We start from the raw sequence: 17,929 nt of genomic DNA, 5'->3' as shown, positions 1-17,929 counted from the left end.
CCGCCGGGACATGGGATAATCAACTAATCATGGAAACTACCGATATTGCCAACCGTCCGGCCAAGCGCGGCCGCCCTGGTTATGATCAAGAAACCGTTTTGCGCATTGCTGTCGAGGCATTCAACGAATACGGCTACGATGCAACCTCCATGGGCAAGCTCGCTGACCGTCTGGGTATCAGCAAATCCGCGATTTACCACCATGTCCCGTCGAAAGAGGACCTGCTGCGCCTGGCGTTGGATGAGGCGCTGATTCCCCTGGAGGCGGTGATCGCCGAGGTCCGCTCGCATGAGGGCACCGCGGATGAGCGTCTGGAATTCTTCCTGCGCGCAACCTTCAGGATCCTGCTGGCCAAGCGTTCCTACGTGACCTTGTTGTTGCGCCTGCGTGGCAACACTGATCTGGAACGCCAGGCGCTGGAACGCCGCCGCGCAATGGACCGCCAGCTGGCAGAATTGGTGACTGCCGCGCAGTCGGATGGCAAGTTGCGTGCTGATTTGGAACCTCGGGCTACCGCCAGGCTGCTTTTCGGCTTGATCAACTCAGTGGTGGACTGGTACCGCGCTGACGGGCCGATCGACGGACCCGAGTTGGAGGACCAGGCTGTTTCGCTGCTCTTCAACGGCCTGCATACCGGCGGCGCCTGATTCCAAGTCCGGGCTCCCCATATCGGCTCCCGCCTTCCAGTCGGGAGCCGACGTCGCTAACCGGGCTGGGCGTCCGCTGCAATGTGGCGCAGCCAACCTTGTAATCTTGCCGTCCTCACAGAAATCACCGTTAGCATCGAAGGGGTGCTTTAGCACCTGTCATTCTCGATCAACCAAGTGAAGAGCGCTGTGGATTCCATCTTAGAAACCCTTTTCATGGCTACCGCCGACAGCAGTAGTTCCTTTGTCCAGATTTTGCTCTCGGCTGCGAGCATGCTGCTCGTCTTCGTCTCCGCCGCACTGCTGGCGCACCGCAACGACCTGGGTTGGTGGACCCTGATCCTGGGTGTCTTCGTAGGCCCGGTCATTTCTTCGATGCAGTTCGACCTGCTGGGCCTGATCTACGCCGTTCCGCTGCTGCTGATTGCAATCTTCGGCCTCTGGCGCTTCTCCCGCTACGAGCTCAAGGGAAAGTTCACCCGCATGGTCACGAGCACCGCGGTGACAGTGTGGTCCGCGCTCGGCCTGCTCGTGGGCCTGATCCTGCTGGTCGCCTTGCGCTTCGGCCCGTTCCTCTTCAATGGCGGCTTCATGAGCGCGACCCCGGAAATCTGGGTGCTGTACTTCGCCGATTCGGCCATCTTCGCATCGTTCGTCATGGTTGCCCGCGGTGTGCGAGCTGGCTGGCTGGTGCTGGCCGTGGCCGCCGTTGCCGATCTGGTCGTCTACTTCCTGATCTCCCCAATGCTGGGCATGCTGGGCCTGTTCGTCTTCATCGCCTTGGCGGCACTGTACGGCTTCTTCCTCTGGCGCAACCTGCCAGCCGCCGGCCAGGCCGGTCAAGGCATTGCAGAGCTCTCCGAGGCCGAGCTGGCACTGGATGCCGCCAAGGAAGCTACCTTGGCGAAGCTGAACAAGCAGCACGGAATCAACGGCGCTTCCTAGGCTTCGCGAAAATGGCGTTGGACCACGATTTCCTCATCGTGGCCCAACGCCATTTCTTGTTTCCCGCGAAGGGGTCAGCCGGACTTAGCCGTTCCAGTTGGCATAGGTCGAGTCGGTCTTTTCAACCAAGGTCAGCACGTCGTAGGTGGCGACCAGTTCATCGTTCTGGTTGTGCAGCACCGCATCCCAAGCAACCTCGCCGTATTCGTCGGTGACGCGCGGGGTGATTTTCTTGGCCGTCAGGGTGACGCGAATCGAGTCGCCGGCAGCTACAGGGGTGATGAATCGCAGTGATTCAAGGCCGTAGTTAGCCAAGACGGGTCCCGGAGCGGGCTCCACGAACAGTCCCGCGGCCCAGGAAACCAGCAAGTAGCCGTGGGCCACGATTCCCGGGAAGAACGGGTTGGCTTCGGCGGCGGCCTGATCGGTGTGCGCATAGAAGGTATCGCCGGTTTCGTGAGCGAATTCGGTGATCTTCTCCAAGCTGACTTCACGCAGATCCGAGACGAAACCGTCACCGATCTTCAGCTCAGCCAGCGACTTGCGGAACGGGTGGACGTTCTGCGGCTTACCGCCAAACTGCTGGCTGCCAGCGAGGGACTGCTGGGCACCGGTGTGCCAGACGCCGCTCAGCGCGGTGATCATGTTGGGTGAGCCCTGCACCGCGGTGCGCTGCATGTGGTGCTTGACCGAACGGATGCCGCCCAGTTCTTCGCCGCCTCCGGCCCGGCCTGGACCGCCATGGACCAGATGCGGAACCGGAGAGCCGTGGCCGGTGGTGGATCGTGCGGTTTCGCGGTTCAGGATGTGCACGCGCCCGTGGTGCGCGGCGATGCCCAAGGACAGGGCGCGCATGGCTTCGGCGTCATTGGTGCACACGGTTGCGACCAGCGAGCCGGCGCCCATGGCAGCCAGTTCCACGGCTTCGTCAACGCTGCTGTAGCCGATGACGGAACTTACTGGGCCGAAGGCTTCGCGCGAGTGCACCATCGGGTTGCGCGCGTCGTTCCAGCGAAGGACCACTGGGGACATGAAGGCTCCGCCTTCTGCCACGGCGTCCTTTTCGGGAGCGACACGTACCGCAGGGGCATCCAGGCGGCCGTAGGCCAGTTCGCCGCCGGCAGCGATCATGTCCTCGACGGCCCCGCGCACATCGGCCAGCTGTTCCAGCGAAGCCAGGGCACCCATGGTGACGCCCTCAACTCGAGGATCGCCGATGACCACCCATTCATCGATGCGCTTGCCAACGGCCGAAATGACCGCATCCACCTGTGCTGCAGGCACGATGTTGCGACGGATGGCGGTGCATTTCTGGCCGGCCTTCGACGTCATTTCATTGACGACAACCTTGACGAAAGCGTCGAATTCCGGGGTGCCTTCCACAGCGTCGGGGCCGAGGATGGCTGCATTCAGGGAATCGGTTTCAGCCGCGAAGCGCACGCCTCCGTCGATAACGTTGCGGTGCGACTTGAGCTTGCTTGCGGTGGATGCCGATCCGGTGAAGGCGAACATATCGCGGTAGTCCAGGTGGTCCATGATGTCGCGAGCAGAACCGGAAAGCAGCTGCAGGGAACCCTCTGGAAGGATGCCCGAGTCCAGCATCATGCGCACAGCCGCTTCGGTGAGGTACCCGGTGGGGGTTGCCGGCTTGACGATTGTCGGCACACCGGCGATGAAGGCCGGTGCGAACTTCTCAAGCATCCCCCAGACAGGGAAGTTGAAGGCATTGACCTGGACGACTACGCCGGCCATCGCGGTGTAGATGTGGGTGCCAATGAAGGAACCGTCCTTGCTCAGCGGCTCGGTGGGGCCATCGAGGATCACGTTGGAATTAGGCAGTTCGCGCCGGCCCTTGGAAGAGAAGGTGAACAGCACGCCAATGCCACCGTCGATGTCCACCATCGAGTCGATTTTGGTGGCACCGGTCTTGAAGGAAACCTCGTACAGGTCCTTGCGCCGCTCATTGAGGTACAGCGCTAGTTCCTTGAGCTTGAGCGCCCGCTCATGCAAGGAGAGCTTGGCTAGTTCGCGCTGGCCGGTCTGTCGGCCGTATGCCACGGCGCCAGCAACATCCAAGTTGTCCTTGGTGACGGTGACCAGCACTTCGCCGGTATTGGCGTCGCGGACCTCGGTTCCGCCTTGTGCCGCTGGGCTATGCCAGTTCCCCGCGATGTAGCTGGGTACTACGGTGATCTGTTCTGTCGTCATTGACGCAATTCCTTCCTGAACGGTCGGTCAGTATTACCGTTAACCATAGCAGGAAGGGGTGATCGAGGACACTTGTGCGCCTCGCTGCTTCGCCAGCGCTCTCCTGGCTCCTAGCGTGCCAGCTGGCGCAGGCGCTCCACGGCGTTCTCGCTCATTCCCTGGTCCAGCAAATACCTCCGCGTGGACCCGAGCCACCTGAGGAAATTCTCCAGTTCGCCAGCTCGGCCATGAATAATTTCCCGCACTTGCCCTTCACTGCGGTAGCTCTCGTACGGGTGCTTGCGAGGGGAAATGCGATGCCACTCATTGATCCCCCTGACCGCGAGTTCATCATGGAGCAGGATCTGGCCATCCAAGCCAGCCAGCTGAAGCAGCATTGTGGCTATCAATCCCGATCGGTCGCGTCCAGCCGAGCAGTGGACCACCGTGCCCTGTTCCGCGGTCGCGAGTCTCTCGAACACCGCCCGCAGGTGGTCGCCGAATTCCTCGCAGACCAGCTGGTACATCCCGGTGTGATTCATGTACGGCACCGCCACCGACTCGAAACGTTCATTGCCTGGCGATTCCAGCGGCAGGTTCACCAGCTCGATCCCTGCGAGGCTTGCCGCGGGCACCGCTGGGTCATGCTCGCGACGGCGGATTTCATCCGGGTTGCGCAGGTCGATGACTCTATTGACGCCAGCAGCGTGCATTTGCCGCCAACCCTCAGCCGTCAGCCACTCATGCCTGCCCATACGGTAGAAGGCTCCGCAGATGTGGCGCGCATTAACGGCTCCGCTCCAGTCCAGGTCCCCGGCTTGCTTGCGGTAGGTAAGGCTGTGGCTCATAAGCCTATTGCAACACATTGCCCGGCTGTTGTATTGTTCTAGTCATTGGCAAATGTCAATCAGTCTATTGAAGGAGGGGTAACAATGATTGCTTACCGCCTGAACAAGCCATTTCCCCCTTCTCCCAAGGACTACTTCCGATGCATTTTCCCGCTGGCCTCGAGGCCGCAAATTCGCCACTGATCGCCGCTGCCTCCACGGATGCCGATCAACAACTGAAATTCAGCAAGCACAAGCCGGTCTGGAACGACTCCGAGACCGGTGATCCGGCAAACGGCCAACGTTATTCGACATGGCCATTTATCGAGAAGGGCTTGCGCGGACCCAAACCGTATCCGCACTGGCTCATCGAAGAGGCCGCAGCCATCGACACCGAGCTGGGCATCTTGAAAACGGGCAAGGAAGGCGATGTCTTCCTGCTGGAACGTGCCACCGAAGATCGCAGCAGCCTTCTGGCAGCAAAGCGCTATCGTTCGCGCGAGCAAATGCAGTTCAGCCGCTCGCAGTCCTATAGCGACGGGCGCTCCGCACGGCGTTCGCGTGATAACCGCGCTATCCGCAACAACTCCACGTACGGCAAGCAGATCGCCGCTCTGCAGTGGGCCAATGCCGAATGGAGCTATTTGCTCCGTTGCTACGAGGCGGGCATACCTGTTCCCTACCCTGTGCAAATAGATGGCACCGAAATCCTCATGGAGTTCATTGCCGATCCAGACGATCAGCATGCGGCAGCGCCTCGCCTGCAGCAGCTCTCGCGCTTTGACCCGCGCCTTCCATCGCTATGGGACCAGCTCACCGGAGCATTGGAGAAATTTGCCGGGCTCGGCATCGCCCACGGAGACCTCTCCGCGTACAACATTCTTGTCTCCGGCGAAAGGCTGGTAGTAATCGATGTTCCGCAGTGCGTAGATCTGGCCGGCAACCCGAACGGCTTGGACTTCCTGCACCGTGATTGCGTGAATCTTTGCGATTGGTTCACTTCCAAGGGCTTGCCCAATGACCCAGATGAATTGTTCTCCTCGCTGATGAGCTACCTCTTCTGAGGACAGCCAGAACTGGGCGCGCCCGCGACGAATCCCGATGATTCGCCGCGGGCGCGCGCCTGCGACCAGCTTTCCGCCGCCTACTTCGCCCAGGTAGGCAGGACCTGGCGTCCCCAGGTGGCGTTCGCGACAATGGCAAAGGAGCCGCACCAGGCCAGGAATGCGGTAACCAGGCCCAACCAGCCTCCGAGTTCGTGTATCAGCGTGCTGCCGGTGAAGGCGCCGATAGTCAGGCAGATGAAGGCCGCGGTCAGCATGGTGAACACGGCAACCAGCACGCCATTGGTACGCAGGGCGGCGACCGCCATGTAGGCGGTGAAAATGGTCCACCCCAGAAGGAATGCACCGAGGCCCGCCGGGCCCGCCGCCTGCGCTACCTCCGGGTTGGTTTCCAGCCACCAGAAGGCCATCCAGAATGCGCCATAGGAAGTGAACGCGGTGGCGCCGAAGACATTGCCTTTCGCGAATTCGATGACGCCAGCAATCAGCTGGACCAAGCCACCGTAGAATAGGGCAATCGCCAGGACGGCGGCGCCAGCTTCTGGAATGATCCCGGCGTTGGACAGGCTCAGCGCAAAGGTTGTCAGCGCCAAGGCGCCCAATCCCAGTGCCGCGGGGTCAGCCAGGCCCGGCTTGGCCGGTGCGGCTGGTGAGGCGATTCCAACGGGGTCTTCTCGGGTCAGCAGTGCGGTCATGGCGGATACTCCATCGTGTCAGCGGTCAGTTCAATCCAGGTAAGTGATGCCGATCACTTGCCTTTAGCAGGTATCCTAAATTGATGGTGAGTCGGATCACTACCATCTAAAGGAGGTAGCCGGTGACCACTGATTCTTCGCACGAAATAGCCCTTTTGGACCGCACGCTCAATACTTTGGCGGCACGCACCGGCCTGCCAGTTGCCTTTGGCGGTTTCGCCCGGTCCACGGGTACGAAGCTGACTTGTTTCGCAGGAACCCGTACCGGTTCGCTGCGTGGCCTGGTGGTCAAGCCCGGTGAGGGCCTAGGCGGCTTGGCGCTATCGCGGCGTCAATTGGCTGCCACGGATTCGTACCATGAGACCCCAGAAATCATTCACAGCTATGACCGGGAAATTGGCGGCGAGGGAATACTGGTCTTGCTGGCAGTACCGGTCGTGGTTGACGACCAGGTGCGCGCGCTGATCTATGCCGGACTGCGAAACCGCCGGCAGCTGACCGATGGAATGCTGTCCGCCGCCGCAGCAGAGGCCCGCCGGCTCGCTTGGGAACTATCGGTCCATGAAGAGACCCAGAGGCGCATGGCGGTGCTCAGTGCCTACGAACCGCAGGCCGCGCACCCCTCGGAGATGGCATTGAGCCAAGAAGATTTCAATGCGCTCTACACCGAGCTGCGCGATATTGCGCGGATGGTGCAGGATCCGGAGCTCGCCGCACGGCTCAGCACGGCCGGCACGATGCTGCGCCCAGGGCAGGGGCCAGCGCCGCAGGCAATCGACGGCCCCTCGAACCTTTCGCCGCGTGAGCTGGATGTGCTTTCCCATCTGGCGCTGGGCAAGCGCAACGCCTTGATTGCGACGCATCTGGGATTAGCCGAAAGCACCGTCAAAAGCTATCTGGCCTCGGCCGTGCGAAAGCTGGGTGCCACGAATCGCTTTGATGTGGTGTTGCGCGCTCGCAGCCGGGGCCCGATCCCCTAGGCGGCCATTCCGGGGACCCCGGGCCCGGGCTACGGGCGTCGCAACTGGCTTCAGCCGTTTACCAGCTGTAGAAGCCCTGGCCGGTCTTGCGTCCGAGCTTGCCCTGGGCCACCAGGTCCTTGAGGATCTGCGGCGGAGCGAAACGCTCCCCCAGAGTCTCGTGCAGGTACTGGGCAATGCCCAGGCGCACATCCAAACCGACAATGTCGGTGGTCTTCAGCGGGCCGGTAGGGTGCTTGTATCCCAGGACCATCGCGTTATCGATGTCTTCGGCACTGGCTACGCCGTCCTCGACCATGCGCATGGCTTCCAGAGCGATAGCCACGCCCAAGCGGGAAGAAGCGAACCCGGGAGCGTCATTGACCACCACTGCGGTCTTGCCCAGTGCTTGAACCCATCCGCGCGATGCGTCCACCAGGGTCTTATCGGTCTGCTTGCCGATCACGACCTCGATCAGAGTGGAGGCGGGAACCGGGTTGAAGAAGTGCAAGCCCAGGAAGTTCGCGGGACGCTGCAATTCCTTGGCCAAGCCGCTGACCGACAGCGACGAGGTGTTCGAAGCGAGCACCGCCTCGGCGTTCAGTGCCTGCTCCACGGCCTGCAGGGAAGAAACCTTCAGGTCCCAGATTTCCGGAACGGCTTCAACCACCAGCTGCGCGCTGGCGAACTGCTCGTAGTCGGTACTGGTGGAGAAGCGGGACAAAAGCTCTTCGCGGCTTTCGCTGATCTGGCCACGGGCAATGGACTTGTCCACGGATCCGGCTACGCGCTCATAGGCCGCCTGCGCCGCCTCGTCGTCGCGTTCAACAACGAGAACGGTGCTGCCGCTGGTCAAGAAGGCGTGGGCGATGCCGGCACCCATGCGTCCGCCGCCGAGCACGCCCATCTGCTGCGGCAACGCTCCGGTGGTGAAGCTGGTTTGTGCACTCATGGTTACTTCTTCTTTCGATCTAGGAATGCTTGCATGCGGTCGAATTTGGCTTGGGACTCGAAAAGCATGCCCTGGGCCAAGGTATCGATCAACGGATGGACTTCGCGCGGAGCATGGAAGACGGACTTGGTGATGCGCACCGCCAGCGGATCCTGGGCTGCTATGCGATCTGCCAGGGCATCGGCGGCGGCATCCAGCTCGGCAGCCGGATGCAGTTCGGTCACCAGGTTGGCGGCCAGGCATTGCTCGCCGGTGAGCACCTTGCCAGCCAGCAGGATTTCCTTGGCCAGCGGCTCGCCGACCAGTTCCTTCAGCCGCCAGGTGGCGCCTGCGGCGGCCATGATGCCCAGATTCGTTTCCGGGTTGCCCATGCGCAGCTCGGGGGTGCCGATGCGGAAGTCCGCGGCGTAGGCCAGTTCAGCGCCCCCGCCCAGGGCGAAGCCGTCCAATGCCGCAACCACCGGCATCGGCAACTTGGCGATCCTGTCGAAGATGCCCGAGTTGATCCCGGCGAGCGCGTCATCCCGGCGGCGTTCGCGCAACTGGGAAATATCGGCTCCGGAAGCGAAGATGCCCTTGCGCCCCTTGGGATTCGCTTCGCTCGCTGCCTCTGCGGGGGTGCCAGCCATAATCAGGATCTTGGGATTCTTCTCCAGATAATCGCAGATGGTGTGCAGCTCGTCGACCATGGCCTGGTCAATGGCATTGCGGACCGCTGGGCGGTGCAGGCGCACCCAGAGGCGGTCATCGGTTTCCGCCAGCTTGAGGGTGGTGAACCCGCTGTTCAAATCGCCCACTTCTAGACGCCTTCCAGCAAGATCGCGGTGCCTTGGCCCACGCCAACGCACATGGTGGCAATGCCCAGCTTGCGCTGCTCGGAAGCCAGCTCCCGTTCCATGCGGCCCAGCAGGGTGATGACAATGCGGGAACCGCTGGAACCCAGCGGGTGGCCCAGCGAGATGGCGCCGCCGTCGCGGTTGACGATTCCTGCATCGACCCCCAGCTCGCGCATGCTGGCCAGGGACTGGCTGGCGAAGGCTTCATTGATTTCCATGACACCGATCTGGTCAATGCCCAGTCCCGCGCGTTCAAGTACCTTGCGGGTCGCCGGGACCGGTCCCATGCCCATGATTTCTGGTTCCAGGCCCGCGGCCTGCCCGTCGACGATTCGGGCGCGCGGCGCCAGTCCGTACTTCTTGATGGCCCGTTCGGAGACCACGAGGATTGCCGACGCTCCGTCGTTCAGCGTCGACGCATTGCCAGCAGTGACGACGCTTCCTCCCTTGACTACTGGGCGCAGGGCGGAAAGCACATCCATGGTGGTCCCTGGCCGTGGCCCCTCGTCGGTGTCCACGATGCTCTCTGCCTTGCGTCCCTTGACAGTGACCGGAACGATTTCATCGCGGAAATGCCCGGCCTCGATGGCGGCAATGGCCTTGGCGTGGGATTCGACGGCGAACTGGTCGCAATCCTCACGCGAGATGTTGTAGACGCGGGCGACTTCCTCGGCGGTTTCCGGCATCGAGAAGGTGGCTTTGCCATCGCGCGAGTACTGGCCGGAGAGGAATTGCGGGTTGGTGAAGCGCCAGCCGATGGAGGTGTCGAAGGTTGCTCCCGGCTTGGCGAAGGCCTTGGAAGGCTTTTCCATGACCCAAGGTGCCCGCGACATGGATTCGGTGCCGCCGGCGATCACGATGTCCGCGGCGCCGGCCTTGATCATGTGGCTGGCCATAGTGATGGCGCTCATGCCCGAGGCGCAGAGGCGGTTGACCGTGATGCCCGGGACGGTCACGGGCAGGCCGGCCAGCAGCGCAGCCATGCGGGCAACATTGCGGTTCTCTTCGCCCGCGCCGTTGGCGTTTCCGTAGATGACTTCATCAACGTCGGCCGGATCGATGCCCGCGTCTTCAATGACTCGGCGAATAGTCAGCGCGGCCAGGTCATCGGGGCGCACAGCACTGAGCGCACCTCCATAACGGCCTACCGGCGTGCGTGCTCCACCTACGAGAAATGCCTCGGTCATCTGTGCTCCTTATGCCAAAATGATTAGTGACCCTCAACACCTAAACTTACCGACCATTCGTTCAATAATAAAGTCGCGGGTCGCCGGATTTTCACAATTGAGCATTTCTAGGCCGCCGGGACCACATGGCCGGGCCACGGGCCAACCCCCGTTCTGTCCGCAATTGCGGGCAATCAATTCCATGTCAGTGGTTGATTTTAGAAATTGATTCGAATAGCCTCTGGTATTTAACCGACTCCGGGGAACTCCCGGATCGTGGACCGCGGCCAAGGCGATGAATTCCTATCTGGCCTTAGGGCGATCGGTCGACGGAAAGCTGAAAACAACGGAGCAGCAATGCAACCGGAACATAGCCAGCCAAACGACAACTCGAATGCACATAATTTCGCTCCCGACCTGGACCATGACATCGGGCCGGACATGAACACGCAAGAAGGCCGGCAAGAAGTTCGCAAGGCCACTGCGGCATCTGCCATGGGCAACATGACCGAGTGGTTCGACTACGGTGTCTATGCCGTGGCCGTCACCTACATCACCGCCCACTTCTTCCCCACCGAGGGCGGCACCTTCATGGCCTTGGCCACCTTCGCCCTCTCCTTCCTGGTCCGCCCGATTGGCGGCCTGGTCTGGGGCCCGCTGGGCGACAAGCTGGGGCGCAAGAAGATCCTGGCCTTGACCATCATCATGATGTCGCTGGCCACCTTCCTCATCGGCATCCTGCCAACCTTCGAAGCCATTGGCGTCGCCGCGCCAATCCTGCTGGTTCTGCTGCGCATGATCCAGGGCTTCTCCACCGGTGGCGAGTACGGCGGCGCGGCAACCTTCATGGCCGAGTATGCGCCGGATCGCAAACGCGGCTTCTTCGGTTCCTTCTTGGAATTCGGCACCTTGGGCGGTTTCGCCCTCGGCACCGCCGTGATGCTGGGCCTGCAGGTGGTGCTCAGCGAGGAGGCCATGATGGCTTACGGCTGGCGCATCCCATTCTTCCTCGCTTTGCCCATGGGCCTGATCGGCCTGTACCTGCGTAGCAGATTGGAGGACACGCCGGTCTTCCAGGAGATGGAAGAATCCGGCGAAGCCCAGCAGGGCGGGTCGCTCAAGGAACTGGTGTTCACCTACTGGCGCCCCATGCTGACCATGACCGGACTGGTCATTGCGCTGAACGTCGTGAACTACACGTTGCTCAGCTACATGCCGACGTACCTGGAAACCCAGTTGGGGCTGGACCCCAACGCTTCGCTGGCCACCATCCTGATCGGCGAGGTGGCCATGATGGCCGTAATTCCATTTGCGGGCTCGCTTTCGGACAAGGTCGGACGCAAGCCAATGTGGTACGCCTCAGTCATTGGCCTGTTCGTCTTGGCAGTACCGATGTTCTGGCTGATGGGCAAGTCCTTCGCCTGGGCCATTGTCGGCTTCGCCGTGCTGGGTCTGCTCTACATTCCGCAGTTGGCCACGATTACCGCGACGTTCCCGGCGATGTTCCCTTCGCAGGTGCGCTTCGCAGGATTCGCGATTACCTACAACATCGCTACGGCGGTCTTCGGCGGCACCGCCGCGATGGTCAACGAAGCGGCCATCAATGCCACCGGTTTCCTGCTCTTCCCGGCCATCTACATGATGGCAGCGTGCGTGATTGGTGCGATCGCCATCAAGTTCATGCCGGAGACCGCCGGCGCTTCGCTGCGCGGCACCGGGATTCCCGATGCCTTGGACACCGGCATCCTCGCTGCGGTGCAGCGGGATGAAAACCGAACGTCCTGAGCCATCCAGCCGCCAAGGGGGCGCATCAGTTGAACTGCTCCCTTTAGCGGCTGGCGCATAATCGCTGGCGGCCTAGAAATCAATGCCCGGCCGGGCATGCTTGCGAGCAAAATGCCATCCGCCCCACAACAGCAAGGCGAACACCGGAATTGTGGCGATCGTGTACAGCCCCACCGGGAAGACCTCGCCGTTTTCCCCGGTCAAGGTATCGAAAGAAATCAGGACGGTGATAACCAGCAAGGAAATCAATCCGACCCAACCGGTAATGGGCGACCCGGGCATGGGCAGCGAGGAAACAGAGCCCTTTTTCTTGCGCAGCATGAGCTGGCATCCGAAAATCGAGGCCCAGGTGAACAGCACGCCGATGGATGCGGTATTCAAGGCAAGGTCGAAGGCGAAGGAATCTCCGAGCCAGATGTTCAGGATGACGCCGGCAAGATAGACCACGCCCACGGTGATAATGCCGGTGGAGGGAACAAAGTGCTTGTTCATCTTCGCGAGCCACTGCGGAGCATGCCCATTGCCGCTCATGGTGCGCAGGATGCGGCCGATGGAATACAGGCCCGAGTTGCACGAGGACAGCGCAGCGGTAATCACCACCAGGTTCATCGCGCTGCCAACCCAGCCCAGGCCCATCTTCTCGAAGACCGTGACAAACGGGCTGACCCCGGATTCGTATTCGTTCCATGGCAGCACCATGGCCAGCAGGGAGACGCTGCCTACGTAGAAGACCAGGATGCGAACAACCACCGCACGGATTGCCGATGGAACTTCCTTTTCCGGGTTCTCCATCTCGCCGGCGGCAATGCCCACCAGTTCAATGGCGTTATAGGCGAAGATCACCGAGTTCAGGACCAGGATGCTGACGAAGAAACCACGGGGGAACATTCCGCCCTCGCCGTTCTCATCGCCGATGAAGAGGTTGGCCACCGACGCGGTGTGGTCTCCCACCTGTGCGTTGGTCACCACCATGTATGTCCCCACGGCCAGGAACAGGACGATCGCGGTCACCTTGATGCAAGCTGCCCAGAACTCGAATTCTGCGAAAGCCTTGGCGCTGAAGAGGTTGATGGCCACCAGCAGCAGCAACGCGCAGAACGCGGAAACGGTTACCGGAACATTCGGGAAGAAATACTGGAAGTACAGGCCGATGGCGATCAGCTCGGCAATGCCGGTCATGATCCAATTCAGCACGTACATCCATCCGGAGATGAAGGCGCCCTTGGGGCCGAAGAGCTCAGCCGCATACGAGACGAAGGAACCGGAAGTCTGGCGGTACATGATCAGTTCGCCCAGTGCCCGCATCAGCAGGTAGGCCAATGCGCCAGCTACCAGATAGGACAGCACCAGCGCCGGACCGGTCGAGGCCAGGCGCCCGCCGGAGCCCATGAACAGGCCCACACCGATGGCTCCGCCGATCGCGATCATCTGGACGTGGCGGCGGCTCAGGGATTTCTTGTAGCCCTCGGCACTGATTTCCGGGGTTGCCGGGCGATGCTGACCAGATGGCATAGATGAACTCCTGACCTACGGACGCGTTCAATGAATCCGTGCAAAAATCGTGAAATGAATCCGGTGATTCACTGGATGGTCCAAGCCGTACGGGCGGGGATTCCACGCGCAACCGCGAGTCGGGCCGTGAAAAGTCTACTCCTCCTTTCTTAGAGTTCCGGACGAAACCGACTAGCATTCATAGGGTGAGTAGCCTGAATAATTCCGCATTGCCCGAGAAGGTCTCCGATGTCTTCGATCCAACGCGCTGGCGCGTGGTCGAGGGATTCGACTTCACCGACATCACTTACCATCGCCAGGTCCAGCGAGCGGCGGATGGAAGCATCGTGCGCGACCTTCCGACCGTGCGCATCGCTTTCGACCGCCCCGAGGTGCGCAACGCCTTCCGCCCGCACACCGTGGACGAGCTGTTCCGCGCCATGGATCATGCCCGCATGACCAGCGACGTGGCCACTGTCCTGCTGACCGGCAATGGCCCCTCGGAAAAGGACGGCGGACACGCATTCTGCTCCGGCGGCGACCAGCGCATCCGTGGCCGTGACGGCTACCGCTATGCCGAAGGCGAGACCCGCGAATCCATCGACCCGGCGCGTGCCGGGCGCCTGCACATCCTGGAAGTCCAGCGCCTGATGCGCACCATGCCCAAGGTTGTCCTCTGCGTCGTCAACGGCTGGGCTGCCGGTGGCGGCCATTCGCTGCACGTGGTCTCGGATCTGACCATTGCCTCGAAGCAGAACGGCAAGTTCAAGCAGACCGACGCTACCGTCGGTTCCTTCGATGCCGGATACGGTTCGGCATTGCTCGCCCGCCAGGTCGGGCAGAAGACCGCCCGCGAAATCTTCTTCCTTGCCCGCGAGTACTCGGCCGATGACATGGTCCGCATGGGCGCCGTCAACGAGTCGGTAGAGCACGAACGCCTCGAAGAGGTGGCCCTGGAGTACGCAGCCGACATCGCCCGCCAGTCCCCGCAGGCCATCCGCATGCTGAAGTTCGCTTTCAACTTGGCCGATGACGGCTTGGCCGGCCAGCAGGTCTTCGCTGGCGAAGCCACCCGCATGGCGTACATGACTGATGAGGCAGTAGAAGGACGCGACGCGTTCCTGGGCAAGCGCGACCCGGATTGGTCCAACTACCCTTACTACTTCTAATCTTCCGCGACGGAACGAGGACCGGATATGGACGAACAACTCTCTGAACTGCTCGCAGCGTTGGCCACGGCGGCCAACGACGGGGGGCCGGCCGTTGAGGTATTGCTCGATGAGGCCAACCCCAACGGCTGGCGCATCGAGTACTTGGCGCCACAGGACCTGCCAGGTTTCGAGCAGCCCATGGCAGTGGTGCGGACTTCCGGTTCCACCGGCCGGGCCAAGCGCACGGTGCTCAGCGTTTCGGCATTGGCATCCAGTGCGCAGGCCACGGCCGAGTTCCTCGGCTTCGAAGGCCAATGGCTGCTGGCCTTGCCGGTGCACTATGTCGCGGGACTGAGCGTGCTGACGCGTTCATTGTTCGCCGGCACCAAGCCCGTGGTGACGGACACCGAGGGCAGTTTCTCGGCCACGGCATTCACCGAAGCCGCCAATCAAATGATCGACTCCCGCCGGATCACCTCGCTGGTTCCAACCCAGCTTGCCCGGCTGCTGGATAACCCGGCGCCGGAAACCTTGCAGGCGCTGAAGCGTTTCGACGCCATCCTCTTGGGCGGCGCGCGAGCCAGCAAGGACCTGCTGGTCAGCGCCCGACACCATGGGCTGAAGATTTTCCAGACCTATGGGTCCTCGGAAACTTCCGGCGGCCTGGTCTACAACGGCACGGCCCTTCCCGGCGTGCAGCTGGCAGCACATGAGGGGCGCATCTGGGTCGCCGGCCCCATGCTCGCCGACGGATACGCCAACGCCCCCGAAGCCACCGCCGAGCACTTCATTGAACGCGATGGTGTCCGCTGGTACGTCACCGATGACCTGGGCACCGTTGAAAAACAGCGCTTGAAGATCATTGGACGCATCGATGATGTGATCAATACCGGGGGCATCAAGCTTTCGGCATCGAAGATTGAAGGGCTGCTGGAAGAATTCTTCACGCAGGCAATCGTGGTCCCGGTGCCCGATCCGCAATGGGGCCACAGCGTTGGCCTGGCCTATGCGGGCCCGACCAATACCGCCGATGCCTTCGAAGCGGTGCGCCGGACCTTGGGCAAGGAAGCGGTGCCCAAGCACGTGCGCCACTACCCTCTTGGCTTGCCGCAGCTGCCTAATGGCAAGTTCAATCGACAACTGGTCATCGAAGAACTAGGCGTTCGCGACTAGTCTCGATTCGCCTTGCACGCCTAATCGCGGGAAACTAGAGGGTACGAGTTTCCGCTTGCCCTGAAAGGACAGAAAGTGGCCACACTTTCCCAGTGGGTTTCTGGGGCGCGTTTGCGCACCTTGCCTATCGTCATTGCCCCGGTTGTCATCGGTACCGCAGCCGCGCTGGGCGAAACTGGAACCGTTCATTGGTTCCGTTTCGTCTTGGCTCTGCTGGTGGGCCTGCTGCTCCAGGTCGGAGTGAACTACTCCAACGACTACTCGGACGGCATCCGAGGCACCGATGACGAACGCGTCGGCCCGCTGCGCCTGACCGGTTCCAAGCTCACCGAGCCGAAGAATGTGCGCAATGCCGCTTTCGGCTGCTTCGGGCTAGCCGCCATCTTCGGTCTGGTCCTGGTCATCATTTCTTCCTCGTGGCCGCTGCTGCTGGTAGGCGTCGCCGCGATCTTCGCCGCTTGGGGCTACACCGGCGGCAAGAACCCCTACGGCTACCGTGGCTTGGGCGATATTTACGTTTTCATCTTCTTCGGCTTGGTCGCCACCTTGGGTACCACCTTCACCCAGATCAACCAGCTGACCATGGCTTCGCTGTGGGGTGCCATCGGCACCGGCCTGATTGGCTGCGCCCTGCTGATGGCCAATAACGTGCGAGACATTCCTACCGATAAAGAGGTGGGAAAGATTACCTTGGCTGTGCGCCTTGGCGAACACAATGCCCGCTTGAGCTACGTGCTGATGCTGGCGGTAGCCATCCTGCTCCCCTTGCTGGCCACCAGCGCCTTCCCGTGGATGTGGCTGATCCTGCTCACCTTCGTTCCTGCAGTGGCTCCATCGCTGCTGATGCTTCGCGAGCAGCAGCTGCCAAAGCTGGTGCTGGTGCTCAAGCAGACCGGCATGGTCAATGTCGTATATGCGGTGCTCTTCTCCTTGGCTATCGCCATCGAGGTTTTGGCCTAGCCACCGCTGCAGAAGGAAAAACGAGATGGGCTGGCCGGATCAATTGATCCGGCCAGCCCATCTCGTTAATTGTTCTGCCGGCCATGCGTGAATGGCTGGCTATGCAGTTCGAGGTGAACCTGCATGGGGAAATTTACTCGGCGCCAGGGGTCTGCTTGCGCTGTGATTCGTCGAATTCATCCTCAACGGCTTCATCAGCTAGCTGCATCCTGGTCTTGTTTGCCGAGGTCTTGCTGAAAGCGTTGCGGATATCTTCGTTCGCCTTTAGCCGAAGTTTATTGAAGAAAAGGTAGGCCACCGCGAAGGCCACGACCAGGCCAATGATTCCGGAAACGAAGATTGGCCACTTCATACCTAACCAGAGGCCCAAGAAAACGGCTAGGAATATGCCTAGGCGGATAACGGTATATTTCACAAACTGCATAGTCTCAAGTCTACCGGTGAACCTGTGAACAGGATTATCACTAGAATGGAAGCATGGTCCGCTTATTGATTTTCGCCGCAGTGGTTTCGGTTGCTTTGACGATTTATACCCTGATCGAATGCGCTCGTGCAGAGCGCCGCAGCATTCGTTCATTGCCTAAGCCTGCGTGGATTGCGGTCGTCATCCTCCTTCCGCTAATCGGAGCCGGTTTGTGGTTCCTCCTAGGTCGCCCTGTTGCGTCAAATGGAGCCCCTGCGCAGAAGTCCATGGCTCCGGACGACGATGAGGATTTCCTGCGCCAGCTGGAGGTCTGGCGCCGCCAGCAACAGCGTGAAGCCGACTCGAAAGCGCGTGAGCAAGACCTCACTAAACGTGAAGACGTGCAGAAGGCCGATGGCGAGAAACCAGCCAAGCCTGAGGCCAAGGAACCGAAGCCAGGTGCAGAACGCAAGAACAAGCCAGAAGGCACCGACAGCTCTTCGTCTGAAACCGAATAACCCCCTAGTACTGCCGGGATCCCGGCAACCAGCCCAGCACGCGTGCCAGCGCCGCTGGGCTTTTTCATGCCTCGTAGGAACTTCGGGCATTCTTGCAGGCGGCCAGGGACGCGGGGCTTCCTCTACGGGCGCTGGAGGGGCGGACGGGGGCAGGCGCCGGTCAGTGCCCC

The 17,929-nt window shown here is 61.4% G+C and carries 17 protein-coding genes; 9 read left to right on the top strand and 8 right to left on the bottom strand.

Annotated elements, in window-relative coordinates:
- Nucleotides 1-29 precede the first annotated feature (29 nt).
- Nucleotides 30-647 carry a TetR/AcrR family transcriptional regulator gene (locus ACP3TE_RS12620; protein ID WP_426733776.1) on the top strand — a complete coding sequence of 206 codons (618 nt, stop codon included), beginning with the start codon at nucleotides 30-32 and terminating at the stop codon, nucleotides 645-647.
- Between the two features lie 216 nt (nucleotides 648-863).
- Nucleotides 864-1,592, top strand: a complete 729-nt coding sequence (locus tag ACP3TE_RS12615) for a nicotinamide mononucleotide transporter (RefSeq protein ID WP_426733774.1) — start codon at nucleotides 864-866, stop codon at nucleotides 1,590-1,592.
- An 84-nt stretch (nucleotides 1,593-1,676) separates the two neighbouring features.
- On the opposite strand, the gene paaZ is transcribed toward ACP3TE_RS12615, so the two are convergent.
- Both paaZ and ACP3TE_RS12605 read right to left on the bottom strand, forming a co-directional pair.
- A complete protein-coding gene (gene paaZ, locus ACP3TE_RS12610; protein ID WP_426733772.1) occupies nucleotides 1,677-3,800 on the bottom strand; it encodes a phenylacetic acid degradation bifunctional protein PaaZ in 2,124 nt (707 codons plus the stop codon).
- A gap of 110 nt (nucleotides 3,801-3,910) precedes the next feature.
- Nucleotides 3,911-4,627, bottom strand: coding sequence for a tyrosine-protein phosphatase (locus tag ACP3TE_RS12605; RefSeq protein ID WP_426733770.1), 717 nt, complete (start codon nucleotides 4,625-4,627; stop codon nucleotides 3,911-3,913).
- A gap of 140 nt (nucleotides 4,628-4,767) precedes the next feature.
- Here ACP3TE_RS12605 and ACP3TE_RS12600 point away from each other — a divergent pair, with 140 nt between their 5' ends.
- Nucleotides 4,768-5,670, top strand: a complete 903-nt coding sequence (locus tag ACP3TE_RS12600) for a serine protein kinase RIO (RefSeq protein WP_105656937.1) — start codon at nucleotides 4,768-4,770, stop codon at nucleotides 5,668-5,670.
- Between the two features lie 80 nt (nucleotides 5,671-5,750).
- Here ACP3TE_RS12600 and ACP3TE_RS12595 read toward each other — a convergent pair whose 3' ends face one another.
- Nucleotides 5,751-6,365, bottom strand: a complete 615-nt coding sequence (locus ACP3TE_RS12595; protein WP_426733768.1) for an acetate uptake transporter — start codon at nucleotides 6,363-6,365, stop codon at nucleotides 5,751-5,753.
- 122 nt (nucleotides 6,366-6,487) lie between these two features.
- On the opposite strand from ACP3TE_RS12595, the gene ACP3TE_RS12590 reads away from it, so the two are divergent.
- The gene (locus ACP3TE_RS12590; protein WP_402734696.1) at nucleotides 6,488-7,345 is read left to right on the top strand and encodes a helix-turn-helix transcriptional regulator; all 858 of its coding nucleotides are present in this window, start codon (nucleotides 6,488-6,490) and stop codon (nucleotides 7,343-7,345) included.
- A gap of 58 nt (nucleotides 7,346-7,403) precedes the next feature.
- On the opposite strand, the gene ACP3TE_RS12585 is transcribed toward ACP3TE_RS12590, so the two are convergent.
- Genes ACP3TE_RS12585 through ACP3TE_RS12575 form a run of 3 tightly spaced genes read right to left on the bottom strand, consistent with a single transcriptional unit; the run spans nucleotide 7,404 to nucleotide 10,299 of the window.
- Nucleotides 7,404-8,276 (bottom strand): 3-hydroxyacyl-CoA dehydrogenase family protein, encoded by an 873-nt coding sequence (locus tag ACP3TE_RS12585; protein WP_133833586.1) that lies wholly within the window; start codon nucleotides 8,274-8,276, stop codon nucleotides 7,404-7,406.
- Between the two features lie 2 nt (nucleotides 8,277-8,278).
- Nucleotides 8,279-9,073 carry an enoyl-CoA hydratase/isomerase family protein gene (locus tag ACP3TE_RS12580; protein ID WP_388022861.1) on the bottom strand — a complete coding sequence of 265 codons (795 nt, stop codon included), beginning with the start codon at nucleotides 9,071-9,073 and terminating at the stop codon, nucleotides 8,279-8,281.
- Between the two features lie 2 nt (nucleotides 9,074-9,075).
- Nucleotides 9,076-10,299: a thiolase family protein gene (locus ACP3TE_RS12575; RefSeq protein WP_426733766.1), complete on the bottom strand. Its 1,224-nt coding sequence runs from the start codon at nucleotides 10,297-10,299 to the stop codon at nucleotides 9,076-9,078.
- Nucleotides 10,300-10,635: 336 nt separating this feature from the next.
- Between ACP3TE_RS12575 and ACP3TE_RS12570 the strand changes: the two genes are divergently transcribed.
- Nucleotides 10,636-12,063, top strand: coding sequence for an MFS transporter (locus ACP3TE_RS12570; protein ID WP_402695859.1), 1,428 nt, complete (start codon nucleotides 10,636-10,638; stop codon nucleotides 12,061-12,063).
- Nucleotides 12,064-12,135: 72 nt separating this feature from the next.
- Here ACP3TE_RS12570 and ACP3TE_RS12565 read toward each other — a convergent pair whose 3' ends face one another.
- A complete protein-coding gene (locus ACP3TE_RS12565) occupies nucleotides 12,136-13,575 on the bottom strand; it encodes an amino acid permease (RefSeq protein WP_105656944.1) in 1,440 nt (479 codons plus the stop codon).
- 185 nt (nucleotides 13,576-13,760) lie between these two features.
- Between ACP3TE_RS12565 and ACP3TE_RS12560 the strand changes: the two genes are divergently transcribed.
- From ACP3TE_RS12560 to ACP3TE_RS12550, 3 genes are all read left to right on the top strand, one after another.
- Nucleotides 13,761-14,723, top strand: coding sequence for a 1,4-dihydroxy-2-naphthoyl-CoA synthase (locus ACP3TE_RS12560; RefSeq protein ID WP_181148809.1), 963 nt, complete (start codon nucleotides 13,761-13,763; stop codon nucleotides 14,721-14,723).
- Between the two features lie 27 nt (nucleotides 14,724-14,750).
- Nucleotides 14,751-15,878: an AMP-binding protein gene (locus ACP3TE_RS12555; protein WP_426733763.1), complete on the top strand. Its 1,128-nt coding sequence runs from the start codon at nucleotides 14,751-14,753 to the stop codon at nucleotides 15,876-15,878.
- 75 nt (nucleotides 15,879-15,953) lie between these two features.
- On the top strand, nucleotides 15,954-16,838 hold the full coding sequence (locus ACP3TE_RS12550; RefSeq protein WP_332594627.1) for a 1,4-dihydroxy-2-naphthoate polyprenyltransferase: 885 nt from the start codon (nucleotides 15,954-15,956) through the stop codon (nucleotides 16,836-16,838).
- A 133-nt stretch (nucleotides 16,839-16,971) separates the two neighbouring features.
- Here the strand turns inward: ACP3TE_RS12550 and ACP3TE_RS12545 are convergent, their stop codons facing one another.
- The gene (locus ACP3TE_RS12545) at nucleotides 16,972-17,262 is read right to left on the bottom strand and encodes a DUF4229 domain-containing protein (protein WP_105656947.1); all 291 of its coding nucleotides are present in this window, start codon (nucleotides 17,260-17,262) and stop codon (nucleotides 16,972-16,974) included.
- 53 nt (nucleotides 17,263-17,315) lie between these two features.
- Here ACP3TE_RS12545 and ACP3TE_RS12540 point away from each other — a divergent pair, with 53 nt between their 5' ends.
- Complete coding sequence (locus tag ACP3TE_RS12540; protein ID WP_332502784.1) at nucleotides 17,316-17,759, top strand: PLD nuclease N-terminal domain-containing protein; 444 nt, start codon at nucleotides 17,316-17,318, stop codon at nucleotides 17,757-17,759.
- Nucleotides 17,760-17,929 lie beyond the last annotated feature (170 nt).

It is taken from the genome of Glutamicibacter sp. 2E12 (genome assembly GCF_050030965.1).
GTDB lineage: Bacteria > Actinomycetota > Actinomycetes > Actinomycetales > Micrococcaceae > Glutamicibacter.
Note: the sequence above shows the minus strand (reverse complement) of the source record. Positions and strands in the feature narration are given on the sequence as shown.